This is a genomic window from Promicromonospora sp. Marseille-Q5078 (assembly GCF_050315395.1).
Taxonomy (GTDB): domain Bacteria; phylum Actinomycetota; class Actinomycetes; order Actinomycetales; family Cellulomonadaceae; genus Isoptericola.
Genome location: NZ_JBNPQG010000001.1, coordinates 2,568,333 through 2,584,727, shown reverse-complemented (window position 1 = coordinate 2,584,727; position 16,395 = coordinate 2,568,333). Strand labels below are relative to the sequence as shown.

At 76.0% G+C, this 16,395-nt stretch carries 19 protein-coding genes; 14 read left to right on the top strand and 5 right to left on the bottom strand.

Features of this window, described 5'->3' with window-relative positions:
- Positions 1 to 18: 18 nt before the first annotated feature.
- Genes ACQFYA_RS12045 through ACQFYA_RS12030 form a run of 4 tightly spaced genes read left to right on the top strand, consistent with a single transcriptional unit; the run spans position 19 to position 3,235 of the window.
- A complete protein-coding gene (locus ACQFYA_RS12045) occupies positions 19 to 618 on the top strand; it encodes a DUF5998 family protein (protein ID WP_499124412.1) in 600 nt (199 codons plus the stop codon).
- Positions 615 to 1,835 carry an alkaline phosphatase family protein gene (locus ACQFYA_RS12040; RefSeq protein WP_499124409.1) on the top strand — a complete coding sequence of 407 codons (1,221 nt, stop codon included), beginning with the start codon at positions 615 to 617 and terminating at the stop codon, positions 1,833 to 1,835. The genes ACQFYA_RS12045 and ACQFYA_RS12040 overlap by 4 nt, the downstream gene beginning before the upstream one ends.
- Before the next feature lie 57 nt (positions 1,836 to 1,892).
- Positions 1,893 to 2,516: a DinB family protein gene (locus ACQFYA_RS12035; RefSeq protein ID WP_499124407.1), complete on the top strand. Its 624-nt coding sequence runs from the start codon at positions 1,893 to 1,895 to the stop codon at positions 2,514 to 2,516.
- A gap of 47 nt (positions 2,517 to 2,563) precedes the next feature.
- Positions 2,564 to 3,235, top strand: a complete 672-nt coding sequence (locus tag ACQFYA_RS12030) for a thymidine kinase (protein ID WP_499124406.1) — start codon at positions 2,564 to 2,566, stop codon at positions 3,233 to 3,235.
- A 27-nt stretch (positions 3,236 to 3,262) separates the two neighbouring features.
- Here ACQFYA_RS12030 and sepH read toward each other — a convergent pair whose 3' ends face one another.
- A complete protein-coding gene (gene sepH / locus ACQFYA_RS12025) occupies positions 3,263 to 4,471 on the bottom strand; it encodes a septation protein SepH (RefSeq protein ID WP_499124405.1) in 1,209 nt (402 codons plus the stop codon).
- Positions 4,472 to 4,649: 178 nt separating this feature from the next.
- Here sepH and ACQFYA_RS12020 point away from each other — a divergent pair, with 178 nt between their 5' ends.
- The 3 genes from ACQFYA_RS12020 to ACQFYA_RS12010 all read left to right on the top strand — a co-directional run bounded on the left by ACQFYA_RS12020 (position 4,650) and on the right by ACQFYA_RS12010 (position 6,812).
- The gene (locus ACQFYA_RS12020) at positions 4,650 to 5,312 is read left to right on the top strand and encodes a trimeric intracellular cation channel family protein (RefSeq protein WP_499124402.1); all 663 of its coding nucleotides are present in this window, start codon (positions 4,650 to 4,652) and stop codon (positions 5,310 to 5,312) included.
- Positions 5,313 to 5,315: 3 nt separating this feature from the next.
- Complete coding sequence (locus ACQFYA_RS12015; RefSeq protein WP_499124400.1) at positions 5,316 to 6,215, top strand: inositol monophosphatase family protein; 900 nt, start codon at positions 5,316 to 5,318, stop codon at positions 6,213 to 6,215.
- 297 nt (positions 6,216 to 6,512) lie between these two features.
- Positions 6,513 to 6,812 carry a DUF4193 domain-containing protein gene (locus ACQFYA_RS12010; protein WP_499124397.1) on the top strand — a complete coding sequence of 100 codons (300 nt, stop codon included), beginning with the start codon at positions 6,513 to 6,515 and terminating at the stop codon, positions 6,810 to 6,812.
- A 108-nt stretch (positions 6,813 to 6,920) separates the two neighbouring features.
- Here ACQFYA_RS12010 and ACQFYA_RS12005 read toward each other — a convergent pair whose 3' ends face one another.
- Positions 6,921 to 7,391, bottom strand: coding sequence for a DUF3093 domain-containing protein (locus ACQFYA_RS12005; protein WP_499124395.1), 471 nt, complete (start codon positions 7,389 to 7,391; stop codon positions 6,921 to 6,923).
- Positions 7,392 to 7,553: 162 nt separating this feature from the next.
- Between ACQFYA_RS12005 and dut the strand changes: the two genes are divergently transcribed.
- The 4 genes from dut to ACQFYA_RS11985 all read left to right on the top strand — a co-directional run bounded on the left by dut (position 7,554) and on the right by ACQFYA_RS11985 (position 10,183).
- On the top strand, positions 7,554 to 7,988 hold the full coding sequence (gene dut, locus ACQFYA_RS12000) for a dUTP diphosphatase (RefSeq protein ID WP_499127520.1): 435 nt from the start codon (positions 7,554 to 7,556) through the stop codon (positions 7,986 to 7,988).
- Positions 7,989 to 8,149: 161 nt separating this feature from the next.
- Positions 8,150 to 8,926 (top strand): DUF3710 domain-containing protein, encoded by a 777-nt coding sequence (locus tag ACQFYA_RS11995; RefSeq protein WP_499124394.1) that lies wholly within the window; start codon positions 8,150 to 8,152, stop codon positions 8,924 to 8,926.
- A gap of 46 nt (positions 8,927 to 8,972) precedes the next feature.
- Positions 8,973 to 9,341, top strand: a complete 369-nt coding sequence (locus ACQFYA_RS11990; RefSeq protein WP_499124392.1) for an OB-fold nucleic acid binding domain-containing protein — start codon at positions 8,973 to 8,975, stop codon at positions 9,339 to 9,341.
- Positions 9,338 to 10,183 carry a DUF3159 domain-containing protein gene (locus tag ACQFYA_RS11985; RefSeq protein WP_499124389.1) on the top strand — a complete coding sequence of 282 codons (846 nt, stop codon included), beginning with the start codon at positions 9,338 to 9,340 and terminating at the stop codon, positions 10,181 to 10,183. The genes ACQFYA_RS11990 and ACQFYA_RS11985 overlap by 4 nt, the downstream gene beginning before the upstream one ends.
- Positions 10,184 to 10,210: 27 nt before the next feature.
- Here ACQFYA_RS11985 and ACQFYA_RS11980 read toward each other — a convergent pair whose 3' ends face one another.
- The gene (locus ACQFYA_RS11980) at positions 10,211 to 10,972 is read right to left on the bottom strand and encodes a potassium channel family protein (protein ID WP_499124386.1); all 762 of its coding nucleotides are present in this window, start codon (positions 10,970 to 10,972) and stop codon (positions 10,211 to 10,213) included.
- Positions 10,972 to 11,625 (bottom strand): potassium channel family protein, encoded by a 654-nt coding sequence (locus ACQFYA_RS11975; RefSeq protein WP_499127518.1) that lies wholly within the window; start codon positions 11,623 to 11,625, stop codon positions 10,972 to 10,974. Before ACQFYA_RS11975 ends, ACQFYA_RS11980 begins: the two co-directional genes overlap by 1 nt.
- Positions 11,626 to 11,729: 104 nt before the next feature.
- On the opposite strand from ACQFYA_RS11975, the gene ACQFYA_RS11970 reads away from it, so the two are divergent.
- The 3 genes from ACQFYA_RS11970 to ACQFYA_RS11960 are packed head-to-tail and all read left to right on the top strand — an operon-like array spanning position 11,730 to position 15,524.
- Positions 11,730 to 13,724, top strand: a complete 1,995-nt coding sequence (locus ACQFYA_RS11970) for an APC family permease (protein WP_499124384.1) — start codon at positions 11,730 to 11,732, stop codon at positions 13,722 to 13,724.
- 48 nt (positions 13,725 to 13,772) lie between these two features.
- Complete coding sequence (locus tag ACQFYA_RS11965; RefSeq protein WP_499124381.1) at positions 13,773 to 15,068, top strand: class I SAM-dependent RNA methyltransferase; 1,296 nt, start codon at positions 13,773 to 13,775, stop codon at positions 15,066 to 15,068.
- 21 nt (positions 15,069 to 15,089) lie between these two features.
- A complete protein-coding gene (locus tag ACQFYA_RS11960; protein ID WP_499124379.1) occupies positions 15,090 to 15,524 on the top strand; it encodes a hypothetical protein in 435 nt (144 codons plus the stop codon).
- Positions 15,525 to 15,547: 23 nt separating this feature from the next.
- On the opposite strand, the gene ACQFYA_RS11955 is transcribed toward ACQFYA_RS11960, so the two are convergent.
- Complete coding sequence (locus ACQFYA_RS11955; RefSeq protein WP_499124376.1) at positions 15,548 to 16,345, bottom strand: DUF5701 family protein; 798 nt, start codon at positions 16,343 to 16,345, stop codon at positions 15,548 to 15,550.
- Positions 16,346 to 16,395: the final 50 nt, after the last annotated feature.

The window sequence follows — 16,395 nt, the reverse complement described above, 5'->3', positions numbered from 1 at the left end:
CGGTGGGAGAATGCGCGGGTGCCGCATGCCACCGCTCGAGACAATCTTCGTGCCGACCTCTCCGCCCACGTGCGCCGTGCCGGGTACTACCCGGACCTCGTGGAGGACGTCCTGGACGTCGCGCTCGCCGACGAGGACGTGCTCGCCCACCTCGTACAGGCGGAGACCACCTTCGACGACGCCGTGCGCCGGCACCTGACCGTGCTGGTGCTGACGCCCACCCGCCTGGTGGCCGCGCACGTCGACGACCACGAGGGCGACGCCGCCCACCCGTCGTCCGCGGCGGCGACCACGGAGGCGGTGCCGCTGAGCGAGATCCGGTCGGTCGCCGTCACGCACGTCGTCGACGAGCCGGCGGAGCACCGCCCCGGCGACAGCGCCTCGGAGCTGACGCTCGCGGTCGGCTGGGGCGCCGTGTCCCGCATCGACCTGGAGCCGGCGCAGTGCCCCGACCCCGCCTGCGAGGCGGACCACGGGCTCACCGGCCAGCTCACGCCGGACGACGTCGTGGTGCGCGTCAGCGGAGCCGCGGAGGGTCGGGACGCCCTGCGCCGGGCGATCGCCTTCGCGCGCGCGCTGTCGGCGGCCACCGGGGCGGGCGGGCGCGCCGCCCGATGACGGCGTCGGACGTGCTGCCCGAGGGCCTGCTGGCGCCCTCCTACGGGACGGGGTCGCTCGCGGCCGTGCTGCCGGCGGTCGCGGGCGCCCTCGGCGTCGACGTCTCGACGGCGACGGGGCTCCGGTCGGCGGACTGCCGCGCCGCGCTCGGCCTGCCGGCCGACGTGCGGCGGGCGGTGGTGGTGCTGGTGGACGGCCTGGGGCTGAGCAACCTGGCGGAGCGCGGCGGGCACGCCCCGTTCCTGCGGTCGCTCGCCGCCGACGGCCGCTCGGTGCTGTCCAGCTTCCCGTCGACGACAGCCGCCGCCCTCGCGACGTTCGGCACCGGCACGTCCCCCGGGCGCACGGGACTGCTGGGGTACACCCAGCGCAACCCGGTCACGGGCGGGCTGGCCACCACGGTGTCCTGGACCGAGCAGTCGGACCCGTACCGGCCCGGCTCCAAGCTGTCCGGCCCCATGCGGGCGGAGCCCGAGGCGCTGCAGCAGGAGCCCACGGTGCTCGAGACCCTGGTCGCGGGCGGGATGCGGGTCGCCTCGCCCGGCCAGGCTCGGTTCGCCGGGTCGGGGATGACGCGCGCCGCGCTGCGCGGCCCCCGCTACGTCACCGCCGAGGGCCTCGACGCCCAGGTGGGCGCGACCGTGCGGGAGCTGCGCGAGCCCGGCCTGGTGTACCTGTACCACGGCGGGGTGGACAAGACGGGGCACCGGTTCGGACCGGAGTCCTGGCAGTGGGGCGACGCGCTCGAGGAGACCGACGCCGAGCTGCGCCGGCTCGTGCGGTCCGTGCCGCGCGGCACCCTGGTGGTCGTCACCGCCGACCACGGGCAGATCACCGCCGACCCGGCCCGCCAGCACGACGTCGCCGCAGACCCGGAGCTGGCGCGCGACGTCGCGCTCCTGGGCGGCGAGCCCCGCGCCACGCACGTGTACGTGTCGCCGGGCGCGGACCCGCGCGACGTCGCCGCCCGCTGGGCCGCGGTGCTCGGCGACGACGCGCTCGTCATGCTGCGCGACGACGCCGTGGCCGCGGGCTGGCTCGGCCCGGTCGCGGAGCACGTGCTCCCGGCGGTCGGCGACGTCGTCGTCGCCGCGCGCGGGGCGGCCACGGTGGTGGACTCCCGCCTGCACCCGGCCGGGGCGCGCGAGATGCCTGGCGTGCACGGGTCGCTCACGCCCGCGGAGATGGTCGTGCCGATGCTGGTCGCGCAGGCGTAGGGCCGGCCGACGCGATATGTCGTGGCGGCCCGCGACGGCGGGTGCCACGATGCCGGGATGGAGCCTCGCGAGCAGGACCTCGGGCAGGACGGCGACCGACGGGCGTCCCGGTGGACCCGGGCGACCGTCTACCCGGACATGTGGGTGGACCCCGACGACGACCCGCGCGAGAGCGACGCCGAACTCGTCGACGAGCGCGCGATCCTCCTCGAGTCGCTGCGGGCGAACCGCCTGACGATCGAGATGAAGTGCGCCGACCTGGACGCCGAGCAGCTCGCCCGCCGCTCGGTGCCGCCGTCCACGATGTCGCTGCTGGGGCTGGTGCGGCACCTCACCGAGGACGAGCGGCACGTGCGCCGCATCATGACCGGCGAGGACGCGCCGTGGCTGTACCGGTCCGAGGCGGACCGGGACGGCGACTGGGACGGCGCCGTCGCCGACCCGGCGGTGGTCGACGAGGCGTTCGGGCGCTGGCGCGAGGAGATGGCGGCGACCGACCGGATGGTCGCGTCCCTCGACGACCTGGGCGCGACCAACGCCGGCCTGTCGGACCTCGGCGCCGAGCCGGGCGGGGAGCTCCAGCTGCGCGAGCTGCTGCTGAGCCACATCGAGGAGTACGCGCGGCACTGCGGCCACGCGGACCTGCTGCGCGAGTGCGTGGACGGGCGCGTCGGGCAGTGACGGCGCGCTGACCTGGCGAGGGCCCGGCGTCTGACAGGATCTGGGCCATGGCCGAGCTCGTCTTCTTCTCCGGGACCATGGACAGCGGCAAGTCGACGCTGGCGCTGCAGACCGACCACAACCACGCGGCGCGCGGGCGGTCGGGGCTGATCTTCACGCGGGACGACCGCGCGGGCACGTCCCGGCTCTCGTCCCGGCTGGGTCTTGAGGTCGACGCGCGCGAGGTCACCGACGGCACCGACTTCTGGGACGTGGTGGCCGCGGAGCGCCAGTCGGGCCGCGTCGTGGACTACCTGGTGTGCGACGAGGCCCAGTTCTACTCCCCGGCGCAGGTGGAGCAGCTGGCCCGCCTCGTCGACGAGGTGGAGCTCGACGTCTTCGCCTTCGGCATCACGACGGACTTCCGCACGCGGCTGTTCCCCGGCGCCGCGCGCCTCATCGAGATCGCCGACCGCATCGAGGTGCTGCAGGTGCGGTCGCTGTGCTGGTGCGGGGCACGGGCCACGCACAACGCCCGCACGGTGGGCGGCGTCATGGTGGTCGAGGGCGATCAGGTGGTGGTCGGCGACGTCGCGGGCGCCCCCGACGTGGCCCCGGTGTCGTACGAGGTGCTGTGCCGGCGCCACCACATGCGCCGCATGACGGAGGCCGACGCCCGGCGCCGGGCGTCCGTCACCGACCAGCTGGACCTGGGCGACGAGCGGGGCGCCGGCGAGTAGCGGGGCCGCCCGCGGCGGGCCGGGCCGTCAGGACGACGGGCGGCCGCCGCCGAAGACGATCTCGTCCCAGCTCGGCACCTGCGCGCGGCCCTTGCGCCCGGAACGACGGGCCGACGCGGGCTTGTCGGCGCGCGGTGCGGGCGCGGCCGGCTGCGGCCCGGGGGCACCCTGCGCGGGCGGCCCGCTGGGCGCCGGCGCGTCCTCCACGACGTCGTCGCGGCCGGAGGCGCGGGCCGGGTCGTGATCGGGGTCCGCGCCCGGCGCGCCCTGGTCCTCGGGCGGGAGCGCGGCGGGCACGGGACGCCGGCCGCCGGACGGGTGCGCGCCCCGCTCGGCCGACCGGTCGGGACCCTGCGTGCGCATCCCCGCGCGCCGCGACCCGGGGGCGACGACGCGCGCACCGGCGGGCGCGTCGTCACCCGCCGGGGCGGCCGCGTCGGCGGTCGGCGCGGCGACACGCCCGACGGGGACGTCGTCCATGGGCTCGGGGGCGGGCGTGTCGCCGGGGGACTCCCCGCGCGCGGCGGGGGAGCGGCGGTCCAGCGGACGCTGCCCGCGGCGCCCGGCGAGGTCGTCCAGCAGCAGCGCGGTCGTGTCGTCCTCGGGGTGCCGTCGCGGGGCGACGGTCCGCGCGCTCGTCGACGGGACGCCGAGGACGTCCGGCGAGACCGGGTCGTCCGGCTGGCCGAGCCACCGCGCCTCGTCGTCGAGCGGCGTCACCACGCGGCCCTTGGGGTCGTAGGTCCACCGGGCGGAGCGGTCGCGGTCGCCCGCGGAGAACCACACCTCGACCACCCAGGGCGCGGTGCCGTCGCGCCGGGCGGACCAGTGCGCCTCGGCCGAGGTCACGCCGCGCGCGGCCAGGCGCTTGTCGGCGACCTCCCCGAGCGTCGACGTCTCGTCGTCGCCGGGCAGCCGGTGGGCGCGCACCTGCTCGACGGCATGGTTGCGCTCCGCCACCACCGGCCACTCGTACCGCTGCACGTGCTCGACGGGCAGGCCGGACTCCTCCGCCAGCTCCTCGGCCGAGGCGCCGGCGCGCAGGCGTGCCTGCAGGTCGCGCGGGCGCAGCGTCGTCGCGGCCTGCGCGCGCAGCGCCTCCGTGCGCGGACGGTCCCGGCGCACCGCAGCGCGCACCGCCTCCGTGATGGGCAGCGTGCTCTCGGTGCCGTCGGGACCGCGCAGGACCAGGCGCTCACCGTCCTCGTGCAGCCTCACGAGCTCGAGCTCGGCCATGCTTCCTCCCTCAGGGTCACACCCGCGGAAATCTCCGCCGGGGCGGGTCCGCCTGTTCGAGGGTGCCATCGGCGCGCGGCACGGCGGCGCAGGCGCGTCGGTGTGCCGTCGATTGACGCGCCGCCGACGTGCCCCGCCGGCGCGCCCCGTCGTGGTGCGCCTGCGAGGATGACGTCCCGTGGACGTGTTCACCTCCGGCCCGGTCTCCGTCCTCGAGCTCGTCGCCGTGTTCGTGGCGGGGGTCTCGGGCGGGCTCGCGGCCGTCCGCCGGCGGTTCGACGCGTTCGGCGTGCTCGTCCTGGCGTGGGTCACCGGCCTGGGCGGGGGGATCCTGCGCGACGTGCTCATCGGCGCCACCCCGCCGGTCGGGATCTCGAGCTGGCGCCTGGTCACGGCGGCCCTCGCCGCGGGGGCGATCATCTTCTTCTTCCACCCGGGCCTGGAGCGGATGCGCCGGTCCGTCCTCGTGCTCGACGCCGCGGCGCTCGCGCTGTTCGTGCTGCAGGGCACGACCAAGTCGCTCGACCTCGGCGCCGGCGTCCTCGCGTCGGTGGTGGTCGGCGTGCTCACGGCGGTGGGCGGCGGCATCATGCGCGACATCCTCGTGGGCGAGGTGCCGCTGGTGTTCGCCGACCGCCAGCTCTACGCGGTGCCGGCGCTGGTCGGGGCCGCGATCACGGCGGCGCTGTGGCACGCCGGAGCGCTCCAGGTCTGGACCGCGCTGGGGGTGGTGGCCCTCGTCTTCGGGTTCCGCATCGTGTCGCTCGTGCGCGGGTGGACGGTGCCGCACCCCGGCCCGGGCTGGACGGCCCGGTGGGGGCGCCGGTCGGGCAAGATGTAGGCCGTGGAGGAACGAGCGGCTGCCCCGGACCCGACCGACCCGACCGACCCCGTGCGCGGTGACGTCCCACCCGGCACGGATGTCGAGACGCTGCGCGCGCTGGCCCGCAGCCTCGCGTGCGAGGCCGGCGCCCTGGTGCGCGACGGGCGTCCCGAGCGCGTGGAGGTCGCGGCGACGAAGTCGAGCGCCGTCGACCCGGTGACGGCGATGGACCGCGCCTCCGAGGAGCTCCTGCGCGCGCGGCTCGCCGCCGAGCGGCCCGAGGACGCGATCCTGGGCGAGGAGGGGGACGACGTCCCCGGCACCTCCGGCCTCACCTGGGTGCTCGACCCGATCGACGGCACGGTGAACTACCTGTACGGCGTCGCGTCGTATGCCGTCTCCGTGGCCGTCGTGGCGGGGCCGCCGGACCCGGAGCGCTGGACGGCGCTCGCGGGCTGCGTGCACTCCGTCGTCGACGGGCGCACCTGGACCGCCGCCCGCGGCGGCGGCGCCGAGCGGGACGGCCGCGCCCTGCGCGTGGGCCGGCCCCCGTCGCTCGCCCAGTCCCTCGTCGGCACGGGCTTCGGGTACGACGCCGCGCGCCGCGCGCACCAGGCGCGGGTGCTCGCGACCGTGCTGCCGCAGGTGCGCGACATCCGGCGCCTCGGCGCGGCGGCGATCGACCTGTGCCTGCTGGCCGAGGGGGCGCTCGACCTCTACTACGAGCGCGGGCTGAACCCGTGGGACGTCGCGGCCGGCGGCCTCGTGGCCCAGGAGGCGGGCGCCTGGCTGGGCGGCCTGCGCGGGCGCGGGCCGAGCCGGACGATGACGGTCGGCGGCGCCCGGCCCGTCGTCGACGAGCTCGTGCGGCTGCTCGAGGACTCGGACGCCGACGGGGTCGAGGACCCGGCTGCGCACTGAGCCGCCGGCCGGCCCGGCGCGCCCCGGGGCTGACGAGGTTCGGCGCCCGGGGCGACGGTCCGGCCGGGGTGAAAACTTCGTCAGCCCCGGCACCTCACGCTCCCGGCGAACGCCGCGGGTCGGCAGCGTCGTCGCAGGTCAGGGGCCGATGTCGACGGTGTGACACGGGGAACAGCGCGCGGTGTCGCGCGCCCGCGCGAAATGGTGCACAATCCGTGGGCCGACCGGGAACAAAACCCGGTCACCGAGCATTATCAGCGCGTACCGACACCGACACCACGGAGCGTGACCACACAGATGGCAACCGACTACGACGCCCCCCGCAAGAACGACGAGGACGCGGAGCAGGACTCGATCCAGGAGCTCCAGGCGCGTCGTTCCGACAAGTCGTCGGGTGTCGTCGACGAGGACGAGACGGAGGCCGCGGAAGGCTTCGAGCTTCCGGGCGCCGATCTCTCCGGCGAGGAGCTCGCGGTCCGCGTCCTGCCCCGCCAGGCCGACGAGTTCACCTGCACGAGCTGCTTCCTCGTCCACCACCGCAGCCAGCTGGCCTACGAGAAGAAGGGCCAGATGATCTGCACGGAGTGCGCCGCCTGACGAGCCCCGCGAGGCCGCACGCCTGCACCACGGACGACACAGGCCGTCACGTCGCGACGTGACGGCCTTCGTCGTGCCCGGACGCCGCGGCAGCGTGGGCCGGAGGGGTCAGCGGCCGAGCGCCGCGGCGAGCTCCTGCGGCCGGCGCGTGGAGAGCATCCAGTACGGGGTGGGGTCGAGCGGGTCGTCCAGGTCGACCCGCACGCCGGTGCGGGCCCATGCGCGCAGGCACACGAACGCCCGGGCGTCGAGCGCCGGGCCGAGCGCGGTGCGCATCTCCTCGGGGCTGTCGAGCGTGGTGACGTCGCCCAGGAGGTCGAGGGAGACGGACGCCCGTCCGGCGCGCAGCACGCCTCCCGAGACCTCGATCACGGGGGAGGTCGCGACCAGCGCCGTCAGGGTCCCGGCGGCGACGAGGAGGCCGCCCACGATCCCGATCACGTGCGCCATCGGCCACAGCGCCACGCCCGAGATCACGCCCAGACCCACGGCGGCGCACCAGGCCGCCGGCCCGGGCGAGAGCCGCTCGCGGAACGCCGGGCCGGTGACGGGGGAGAGGTCGGGCTGGGGCTCGCTCATGGCCCCATCATCCCAGGGCCGCGGGCACCTCTGTGCCGGGCGGCGGTCGGCTACGCTTCGCGGGTGCCCGACACCGCCAGCCAGCCCGTGACCCCGTCCGCACGCCCCGACCGGGGCCACGAATCCGGGTACGACGTCGGCACCGACGCGAGCACGGTGGACGTGCTCGTCACGCTGCTCGACGACGTGCCGACCCCCGCGTACGCGCACCCCGGTGACGCGGGCGCGGACCTCGTGACGACCGTCGACGTCGAGATCCCGCCGCAGGGCCGGGTCACGGTCCCCACCGGCGTCGCGATCGCGCTGCCCGACGGGTACGCCGCCTTCGTGCACCCGCGCTCGGGGCTGGCGGCCAAGCACGGCGTCACCGTGGTGAACGCGCCGGGCACCATCGACGCGGGCTACCGCGGCGAGATCAAGGTGATCCTCCTCAACACGGACGTCGCCGAGCCGGTGCGGCTGAGCCGCGGTGACCGGGTCGCGCAGCTCGTGGTGCAGCGGGTGGAGCACGCGCGGTTCCTCGTCGCGACGACGCTGCCGGGCTCGCACCGCGGCTCCGGCGGCCTCGGGTCGAGCGGCGGCTTCGCCGGGAGCTGAGGGACCCCCGCGGGCGGACCGGGAGCGTCGGCGAACCGGTCTAGTGTGGGAGATGAGAGCGATCGCTCGGGCGCACCGACGGAGGCGGCCCCGCAGGGCCGCAGACCGGGCGACCGCAGCGAGCATCGATGTGAACAAGGACGACGAGAAGGAGATCCTCCGTGGGGCTGTTCCGGCGCAACGCGTCGCAGAAGGGGTCCGACGAGGCCCGCGAGACCTCGCCCGAGGAGGCCGAGGGCACCGCGGTGGCCGGCACCGGTGGTGTCGAGGGCGCGGCGGAGCGCTCCGAGCGCGGCCCGTTCGACTCGTCCCAGGTGCCGGGCATGGGCCCGCGCGTGGACCTGGGCGCGATCTGGCTGCCCGTGCTGCCCGGCCTCGAGCTGCGCATGGAGGTCGACAAGAAGACCCAGAAGGTCACCGGCGTCTCGGCCACCCTCAACGGGTCGGGGCTGCAGGTGCAGGCGTTCGCCGCGCCGCGCACCGAGGGCATCTGGGACGAGGTCCGTGCGGAGATCGGGTCGTCCATCACGCGCCAGGGCGGCACCGTGGACGACGTGCCCGGCACGTTCGGTCGCGAGCTCATCGCCCGCATCCCGGCGACCGGGCCGGAGGGCCAGGCGGCCGTCCGCCCCGCGCGCTTCGTCGGCGTCGACGGCCCCCGCTGGTTCCTGCGCGGCGTCCTGTCCGGCCGCGCCGCCGTAGACCCCGAGGCGGCCAAGCCGCTCGAGTCCGTCTTCGCGAACGTCGTCGTCGTGCGCGACGGCAACCCCCGCCCGCCGCGGGACCTGCTCACGCTCACCCTGCCCAAGAACGCCCGCCAGGGCGACGACGCAGCGGGCGGCACGAGCGGCGACGCGGCCGGCCCCGACGGCGCGGCGCCGCAGACCCCGTCGTTCGACCCGCTGACCCGCGGGCCGGAGATCACCGAGATCCGGTGACCGTCCCGGCCGCGACGCCGGCTCGCCCACCAGCCTGGAGCAACTGATGTCCCTGCGTACCGCCGTCCAGCACGCGCTGGCCTCGGCCGACGAGGTCGCCGCCGACGAGGAGCGCCACGAGGCCGCGGCCTACGGCGGCTGCACCCCCGTGTCGGACCTCGGCGACCGCCGCCGCGCGAGCACGGCCGGCGTGCTGCGGTCCGTCGTCCTGCGCCCCCGCGAGGGCGTCCCGACCGTCGAGGCGGAGCTGTACGACGGCTCCGGGTCGCTCGACCTCGTCTGGCTCGGCCGCCGCGCCATCGCGGGCATCGACCCCGGCCGGCGCATCCGGGTGGAGGGTCTGGTGTGCGACGTCGACGGACGGCGCACCATGTTCAACCCCCGGTACGAGCTGCGCGCGCGGGCCGGCGAGTGAGCGACCGGTACCCCCCGGCGGGAGAGCCGACGGGCCGGCCCGCCGCCGACGGGCGCGGGGTGCGCGCCGTCACGGGGGAGTCGTTCTCCTTCGCGCAGGCGGTCGGGGGCGTGCGCGGCGTGATCGAGGCCGTGCTGCCCGGCCTCGTCTTCGTGATCCTGTACGTCGTCACCTCCGAGCTGACCTGGGCGCTCGTCGCCTCCGTCGGCGCGGCGCTCGTCGCTGTCGTCGCCCGGCTCGCCCAGCGCACGCCGATCACGCAGGCGCTCGGCGGCCTTCTCGGCATCGGCGTGGGCGTGTTCTGGGCCTGGCGCTCGGGCGAGGCCCAGGACTTCTACGCGTGGGGGCTGTGGACCAACGCGGCCTATCTCGCCGCCATCCTGGTCTCGCTCGCGCTGCGCTGGCCCGTCGTCGGGCTCGTCGTGGAGGCCGTCCGCGGCGGGTTCGCCGACGTCGCGGCCGAGCGTGCCCGCGGCGGGTCCACCGAGGACGGGTCCACCGAGGGCCGGGACGCCGAGCACCGGGGGCCGGACTCCGGCACGAGCGCCCCCGACGCCTCGAGCCCGCTCGCCGGGCTGGTGGCCTGGCGCAAGGACCCGGAGCTGGTGCGCCGCTACACGCTCGCCACCTGGTTCTGGGCGGGCCTGTTCGCGGTGCGCCTGCTCGTCAAGGTGCCGCTCTACTTCTCGGGCGACGTCGGCTGGCTGGGCACGGCCCACCTGGTGCTGGGCGTCCCGCTGTGGGGCCTGGTGCTCTGGCTCACCTGGGTCGTGGTGCGCGGCGCCCACGACGACACGGCCGCGGTCGAGGACCGCGAGCCGGACGGCCGCCCGGCGGCCTAGGTGTACCCGGCCTAAGCTCGTCGCCGACTAGAGCTCGTCGCCGGCGGCCTGGTCGACGGCCCCGCCCCCACCCGCCTCCTCCGGCGCGAGCAGCGGAGCGCCGTCCTCGACCACCGGGACGGGCGAGCTGCCCTGGGCCAGCAGGCGCTGGAGCGACTCCTCGTCCGCCTGGCTGCCCATGACGAGGACGAGCTCGTCCCCGGTCTCGAGGGTGTCGTCCACCGTGGGGGCGAGCGGCTGCGACCCCCGCACGATGCACGCCAGCACCGTGTCGGTGGGCCAGGTGACGGCCCCGACCCGCGCCCCGACGAGGGGCGAGTCGGGGGGCAGCGTCACCTCGACGATGTCCGCGCCGGACTGGTGGAACGTGAAGATCCGCACCAGGTCGCCGACGGCCACGGCCTCCTCGACCATGGCCGTCATGATCCGCGGCGTCGACACCGCGACGTCGACGCCCCACGAGCCGTCGAACATCCACTCGTTCTTCGGGTTGTTGACGCGCGCGACGGTGCGCGGCACGCCGAACTCGGTCTTGCACAGCAGGGAGAAGACGAGGTTCGCCTTGTCGTCCCCGGTCGCGCCCACGACGACATCGGCGCCGGCCACGTCCGTGGCCTCGAGGGAGGACAGCTCGCAGGCGTCCGCGAGCAGCCAGTCGGCCTCGGGCACCTGGGCCACCCGCATGGCGGCGGGGTTCTTGTCGATGAGCACGACCTCGTGGTCGTGCGAGAGCAGCTCGCGGGCGATCGACCGGCCCACGGAGCCCGCACCGGCGACGACGACGCGCATCAGCTCTCCTCCTGCCGCGGCTCGTGGGTCAGCACGCGCTCGACGGCGGCGGCGCCGTCGGCGCGCATGAGGACGTGCAGCTCGTCGTTCTCCTGGAGCACCGCGCCGGGCGTCGGGAGGATGCCGTCGGTGTACCGGGACAGGAACGCGACGCGTGCCCCCGTGGCCTCCTCGATCCGGCGCACCGTGACGCCGGCCCAGCCGGGGTGGTAGTCGACCTGCGCGAGCCGTATCTGTCCCGACGGGTCGCGGTACTCGTCGGTGGCCCCCAGCGGGAGCATGCGGCGCAGCACCTGGTCGGCCGTCCAGCGCACGGTCGCCACGGTGGGGATGCCCAGGCGCTGGTAGATCTCCGCGCGCTGCGGGTCGTAGATGCGGGCCACGACGTTCTCCACGCCGTACGTCTCGCGCGCGACACGCGCGGCCAGGACGTTGGAGTTGTCGCCGTCGGAGACGGCCGCGAAGGCGTAGGTGTCCTCGATGCCGGCCTGGACCAGGGTGTCCCGGTCGAAGCCGACCCCGGTGACCTTCTGCCCGCTGAAGCCCGCCGGCAGGCGGCGGAACGACTCGGGGTTCTGGTCGACGACGGCCACGGAGTGGCCGTGGGACTCGATCGCCTGCGCGAGCGTCGACCCGACGCGGCCGCAGCCCATGATGACGAAGTGCACGAGCGAAACGCTATACCTCGCGACCTGGTCCCTCCTCGCGGCGGGACGGGGCGCGCCGACGGTCGCCGCGGGGCATAGCATTGCTCGACGTGTCGGACATCGCGGACGCTGCCAAACGGCTCCTTCTCGGACGCCCCGTGCGCAGCGAGAACCTGGGGCACACCCTGCTGCCCAAGCGCGTCGCGCTGCCGGTCTTCGCCTCGGACGCGCTGTCGTCGGTGGCGTACGCCCCGGACGAGATCCTCCTGACCCTCGCCGTGGCCGGCATCGCCGCGACGACGATCTCCCCGTGGATCGGCCTCGGCGTGGTCGTGGTGCTGCTCGTGGTGGTCTCCTCCTACCGCCAGAACGTGCGCGCCTACCCCTCCGGGGGCGGCGACTACGAGGTCGCGACGACGAACCTCGGCCCGTCGGCCGGCATCGGCGTCGCGTCCGCCCTGCTGGTCGACTACGTCCTGACCGTCGCCGTGTCGATCTCGTCGGGCGCCCAGTACGCGGCGTCCGCCCTGCCCTTCCTGCGGGGGCACGAGGCGCTGTTCGCGGTGGTGGTCGTCGTGATCCTCACCGTGATGAACCTGCGCGGCGTGCGGGAGTCGGGCACGTTCTTCGCCATCCCGACGTACTGCTTCATGGCCCTCATCGGCCTGCTCGCCGTGGTGGGCGCGATCCGGTACTTCGCGGACGACCTGCCGCTCGCGGAGAGCGCGAACTTCGAGATCACGCCCGAGGCCGGGTTCGACCAGGGGCTCACCGGGCTCGCCGGCGCCTTCCTCCTGGCGCGGGCGTTCGCGTCGGGCTGCGCCGCGCTGACCGGGGTGGAGGCCATCAGCAACGGCGTGCCGGCGTTCCGCAAGCCCAAGTCGCGCAACGCGGCCACCACCCTCGCGCTGCTCGGCGGCATCTCGGCCACGATGATGATCTCGATCCTGCTGCTCGCCCAGGCCACCGGCGTGAAGTACGTCGAGGACGCGCACGAGCAGCTGACCAGCGGCGGCCAGCCGCTACCGGCGGGCTACAACCAGCACCCGGTGATCAGCCAGCTCGCGGAGTCGGTGTTCCAGGGCTTCACCCCGGCGTTCGTGGCCATCTCGATCGTCACCGGGCTCATCCTGGTGCTCGCGGCCAACACGGCCTTCAACGGCTTCCCGGTGCTCGGCTCCATCCTCGCCAAGGACGGCTTCCTGCCGCGCCAGCTGCACACGCGCGGCGACCGGCTCGCGTTCTCCAACGGCATCATCACCCTCGCCGTGGCCGCGATCGTGCTCATCGTCGCGTTCGACGCCCAGGTGACCCGCCTCATCCAGCTGTACATCGTGGGCGTGTTCGTGTCGTTCACGCTCTCCCAGCTCGGCATGGTGCGGCACTGGACGCGGGCGCTGCGCAAGGAGCCCGACCCCAAGGAGCGCTCGCGCATGCAGCGCTCGCGCGTCGTCAACGGCGTCGGCCTCGTGATGACGGCGACGGTGCTGGTCATCGTCCTCGCGACCAAGTTCACCCACGGCGCGTGGATCACCCTGCTGGCGATGGCGGTGCTCTTCGGCCTCATGAAGGCGATCCGCGGCCACTACGCCCGCGTGCGCGAGGAGCTGGAGCTGGACGACGTGGCGGGCGCGCGCGCCCTGCCCAGCCGGGTGCACGCGATCGTGCTGGTGTCCAAGATCCACAAGCCGACGATGCGGGCGCTGGCGTACGCGCGCGCCTCGCGGCCGTCGGTGCTCGAGGCCGTGACGGTGGGCGTCGACCCGGAGGAGATCGCCGACCTGCGCGCCCGGTGGGAGTCGCTCGACCTGCCCGTGCCGCTGCGGGTGCTCGACTCCCCGTTCCGCGAGATCACGCGCCCCGTGCTGAAGTACGTGCGCTCCGTGCGCCGCGACTCGCCGCGCGACCTGGTGGTCGTGTACATCCCCGAGTACGTCGTGGGCCACTGGTGGGAGCAGGCGCTGCACAACCAGTCCGCGCTGCGCCTCAAGGGCCGGCTGCTGTTCACGCCCGGCGTCGTCGTGGCGTCGGTGCCGTGGCAGCTGTCGTCGTCGCAGGGCCAGACCGGCCTGGAGGGCACCTCGCCGCTCGGCCCCCGGTTCTGACGGACCGGCACGGTCGGCCGCCCCCGCGGGGCGGGGAGAATGGTGCCCATGCCCCGACCTCGCCGTTCCGCACCGCGCCCCCGCCCCGCCGCCGCCACCCCCGACCCCGAGGTGGGGCGCGAGGTCGAGCTCGAGATCGGGCCCGTCGCGCACGGCGGGCACTGCGTGGCCCGCCTCGACGGCCGCGTCGTCTTCGTGCGCCACACCCTGCCCGGCGAGCGCGTGCGCGCCCGCGTGACCGAGACGGGCACCCGCTTCTGGCGCGCCGACGCGGTGGAGGTGCTCGAGGCGTCCGCCGACCGCGTCCCGTCCGCCTGGCCCGAGGCCGGCCCCGGGGGCGTCGGCGGGGGCGAGCTCGCCCACGTGTCGCTGCCCGCACAGCGCCGCTGGAAGGCCGCGGTGCTCGTCGAGCAGCTGCAGCGGCTCGCCCGCCTCGACCGGGAGGTCGAGGTGGAGCCCGCGCCCGGCGACGACGAGCGCGGCGGGCTCGCCTACCGCACGCGGATCGACCTGGTCGCCGACGCCGAGGGCCGCGCGGGGATGCGCCGGTTCCGCTCGCACGACGTCGTGGCGCTCGACGGCATGCCGCTGGCGACCGAGGCGGTCGCGGCGCTCGCCGACGCCGAGGGCGTGTGGACGCGCCGCTGGCAGCCGGGCGCCCGGCTCGAGCTCGTCGCCCCGGAGGGCGCGTCCGACGCGATGCTGCTGGTCGACGACGTCCCGTGGCGTCGCGGCCGCGCCGACACCCGGCCCAACGCGCGCCGCGCCGTGACCGAGACCGTCCGGGCGGGCGGCGCCGAGCACGCCTACCGCGTCGCCGCCGACGGCTTCTGGCAGGTGCACCGGTCCGCGCCGGACCTGCTCGCGGGCACCGTGCTCGACGCCGTCGGGGACGCCGCCGGGTCGACGGTGCTCGACCTCTACTCGGGGGCCGGCCTGTTCACCGTGCCGCTCGCCGCGGCCGTCGGCTCCGCCGGGCGCGTCATCGCGGTCGAGGGCGACACCGGGGCGGTCAAGGACGCCCGGCGCAACGCGCACGACCTGCCCCAGGTGGAGCTGCACCTCGGCGCGGTGGAGCGGGTCCTGGGCGAGGGCGACACCGGGGTGGGCGCCGCGGACGTCGTCGTGCTCGACCCGCCGCGCACCGGCGCCGGCCGCGCCGTCGTCGACGCGATCGCGCAGCGCACCCCGGGCCGCGTGGTCTACGTCGCGTGCGACCCCGCCGCGCTCGCCCGCGACATCGGCTACCTGGCCGGGCACGGGTACGGGCTGACCTCCCTGCGCGCCTTCGACCTGTTCCCGATGACGCACCACGTCGAGGCGGTCGCGGTCCTCGACCGCTGAGGCCCGCGCGCGGTGGTCGGTATGGGCGGCACGGACGGTCGGGGAACCCCCGGCGCGCGGAGCTGGCTGCCCCTGCGTCTCCTCGTGATCGGCCTGGTCGTGGCGCTCGCGGCCGTGGTCGTCTGGCTCGTCCGGCAGCCGGAGCGCCTGGTCCTCGGCACCTACCAGGGGCTTCCGGCGGGCGCACGGGCCGAGCCCGGCGAGACCGCGCCGGGCTGGGTGCTGGGCGACGACGGGCGGCTCGCGGTGTACGCCGCGGGCAGCTCGTCGTGCCCGTGGCGGCCGACCTCCGTCACCGCCGAGGGGAACCGGGTGCGGGTGCGGCTCGGCCAGGACCGGGAGCGTCCGTGCACCGACGACCTCGTGTACACCACGAGCCTCGTGGCGCTCCCCGCCGGGGTCGACCCCGACGCCGTCGACGTCGAGATCCGGCAGGTCGAGCCTGCCGGCGGCTGACGACCCCCGGCGCCGGGACGGGATCAGGCCGCGACCCGTCCGGCGGCGGACGCGAACCCGAGCCAGGTGTGGCGGTTGCGCCACCAGCACCAGCCCACCTTGGGGGCGCCGCGGCGGGCGCTCCCGTCGCGTCCGGTGCCGTTCGAGATCCAGAGGGCGGGCGTCCGGGCGTCGTACGACCCGTTCGGCCGCCGCAGCCGGGAGCCGATCGTCATGAAGCACCGGTTGCGCGCGAGGGCGTCCGGGGACTGCAGCACCCAGTGCGCGCCCTCGGCGACGGTCAGCGGGCTGCGGCTGCGCGCGGCGAGGGCGGTCTCGGCCTCCTCGGGCGACCAGTTCGCCAGGTCGTCTCCGCGGTCGGGCCCGGCCACGGCGTAGACGTCGGCGTCGGGCACCTCGACGCCGGGCACGGGCGCGAAGTCGTCGAGGTCGGGCATGTCCACCACGACGAACCCCGCGCGCTCGACGGGGCGCCCGCGCAGGGTGGCCGCGCGGCGCAGGTGCCCGGCCAGGACCGACGGCGGCAGCAGCCGCGGGTGCACCACGAGCAGCGCGCCGGCGGGCGAGGTCCGCTCGAGCGCGGCGGCGGCGCCGCGCAGCACGTCGGGGGAGAGGACCTCGGGCGGCACGACGCCGCGCGCGACCAGCAGGTCGGCCTGCGCCGTCAGCGGGGGCAGGGCCGGCGGGACGGCCGGGCCGCCGGGGTCGGTCGGGTCGGTGGAGACGGTCGGGTCGGTCGGGTCGGTGGAGACGGTCGGGTCGGTCGGGTCGGTGGAGACGGTCGGGTCGGTGGGGACGGTCGAGGGAGCGGGTGACGGCACGGTGCGTCCTTCCGGTCGAGGCAGAGGCACAACGGCCGGGCCGCGGACCT

Excerpts from the sequence above, each read along its gene's own strand:
- ACQFYA_RS12040 (WP_499124409.1), top strand. The coding sequence starts at position 615 with ATGACGGCGTCGGACGTGCTGCCCGAGGGCCTGCTGGCGCCCTCCTAC.
- ACQFYA_RS12030 (WP_499124406.1), top strand. The coding sequence starts at position 2,564 with ATGGCCGAGCTCGTCTTCTTCTCCGGGACCATGGACAGCGGCAAGTCG.
- ACQFYA_RS11965 (WP_499124381.1), top strand. The coding sequence starts at position 13,773 with ATGCCCCGACCTCGCCGTTCCGCACCGCGCCCCCGCCCCGCCGCCGCC.
- ACQFYA_RS11980 (WP_499124386.1), bottom strand. The coding sequence starts at position 10,972 with ATGCGCGTCGTCGTCGCCGGTGCGGGCTCCGTGGGCCGGTCGATCGCC.
- ACQFYA_RS12010 (WP_499124397.1), top strand. The coding sequence starts at position 6,513 with ATGGCAACCGACTACGACGCCCCCCGCAAGAACGACGAGGACGCGGAG.
- ACQFYA_RS11975 (WP_499127518.1), bottom strand. The coding sequence starts at position 11,625 with ATGGGCTGCGGCCGCGTCGGGTCGACGCTCGCGCAGGCGATCGAGTCC.
- ACQFYA_RS11990 (WP_499124392.1), top strand. The coding sequence starts at position 8,973 with ATGTCCCTGCGTACCGCCGTCCAGCACGCGCTGGCCTCGGCCGACGAG.
- ACQFYA_RS12035 (WP_499124407.1), top strand. The coding sequence starts at position 1,893 with ATGGAGCCTCGCGAGCAGGACCTCGGGCAGGACGGCGACCGACGGGCG.
- sepH (WP_499124405.1), bottom strand. The coding sequence starts at position 4,471 with ATGGCCGAGCTCGAGCTCGTGAGGCTGCACGAGGACGGTGAGCGCCTG.
- ACQFYA_RS11960 (WP_499124379.1), top strand. The coding sequence starts at position 15,090 with ATGGGCGGCACGGACGGTCGGGGAACCCCCGGCGCGCGGAGCTGGCTG.
- ACQFYA_RS12005 (WP_499124395.1), bottom strand. The coding sequence starts at position 7,391 with ATGAGCGAGCCCCAGCCCGACCTCTCCCCCGTCACCGGCCCGGCGTTC.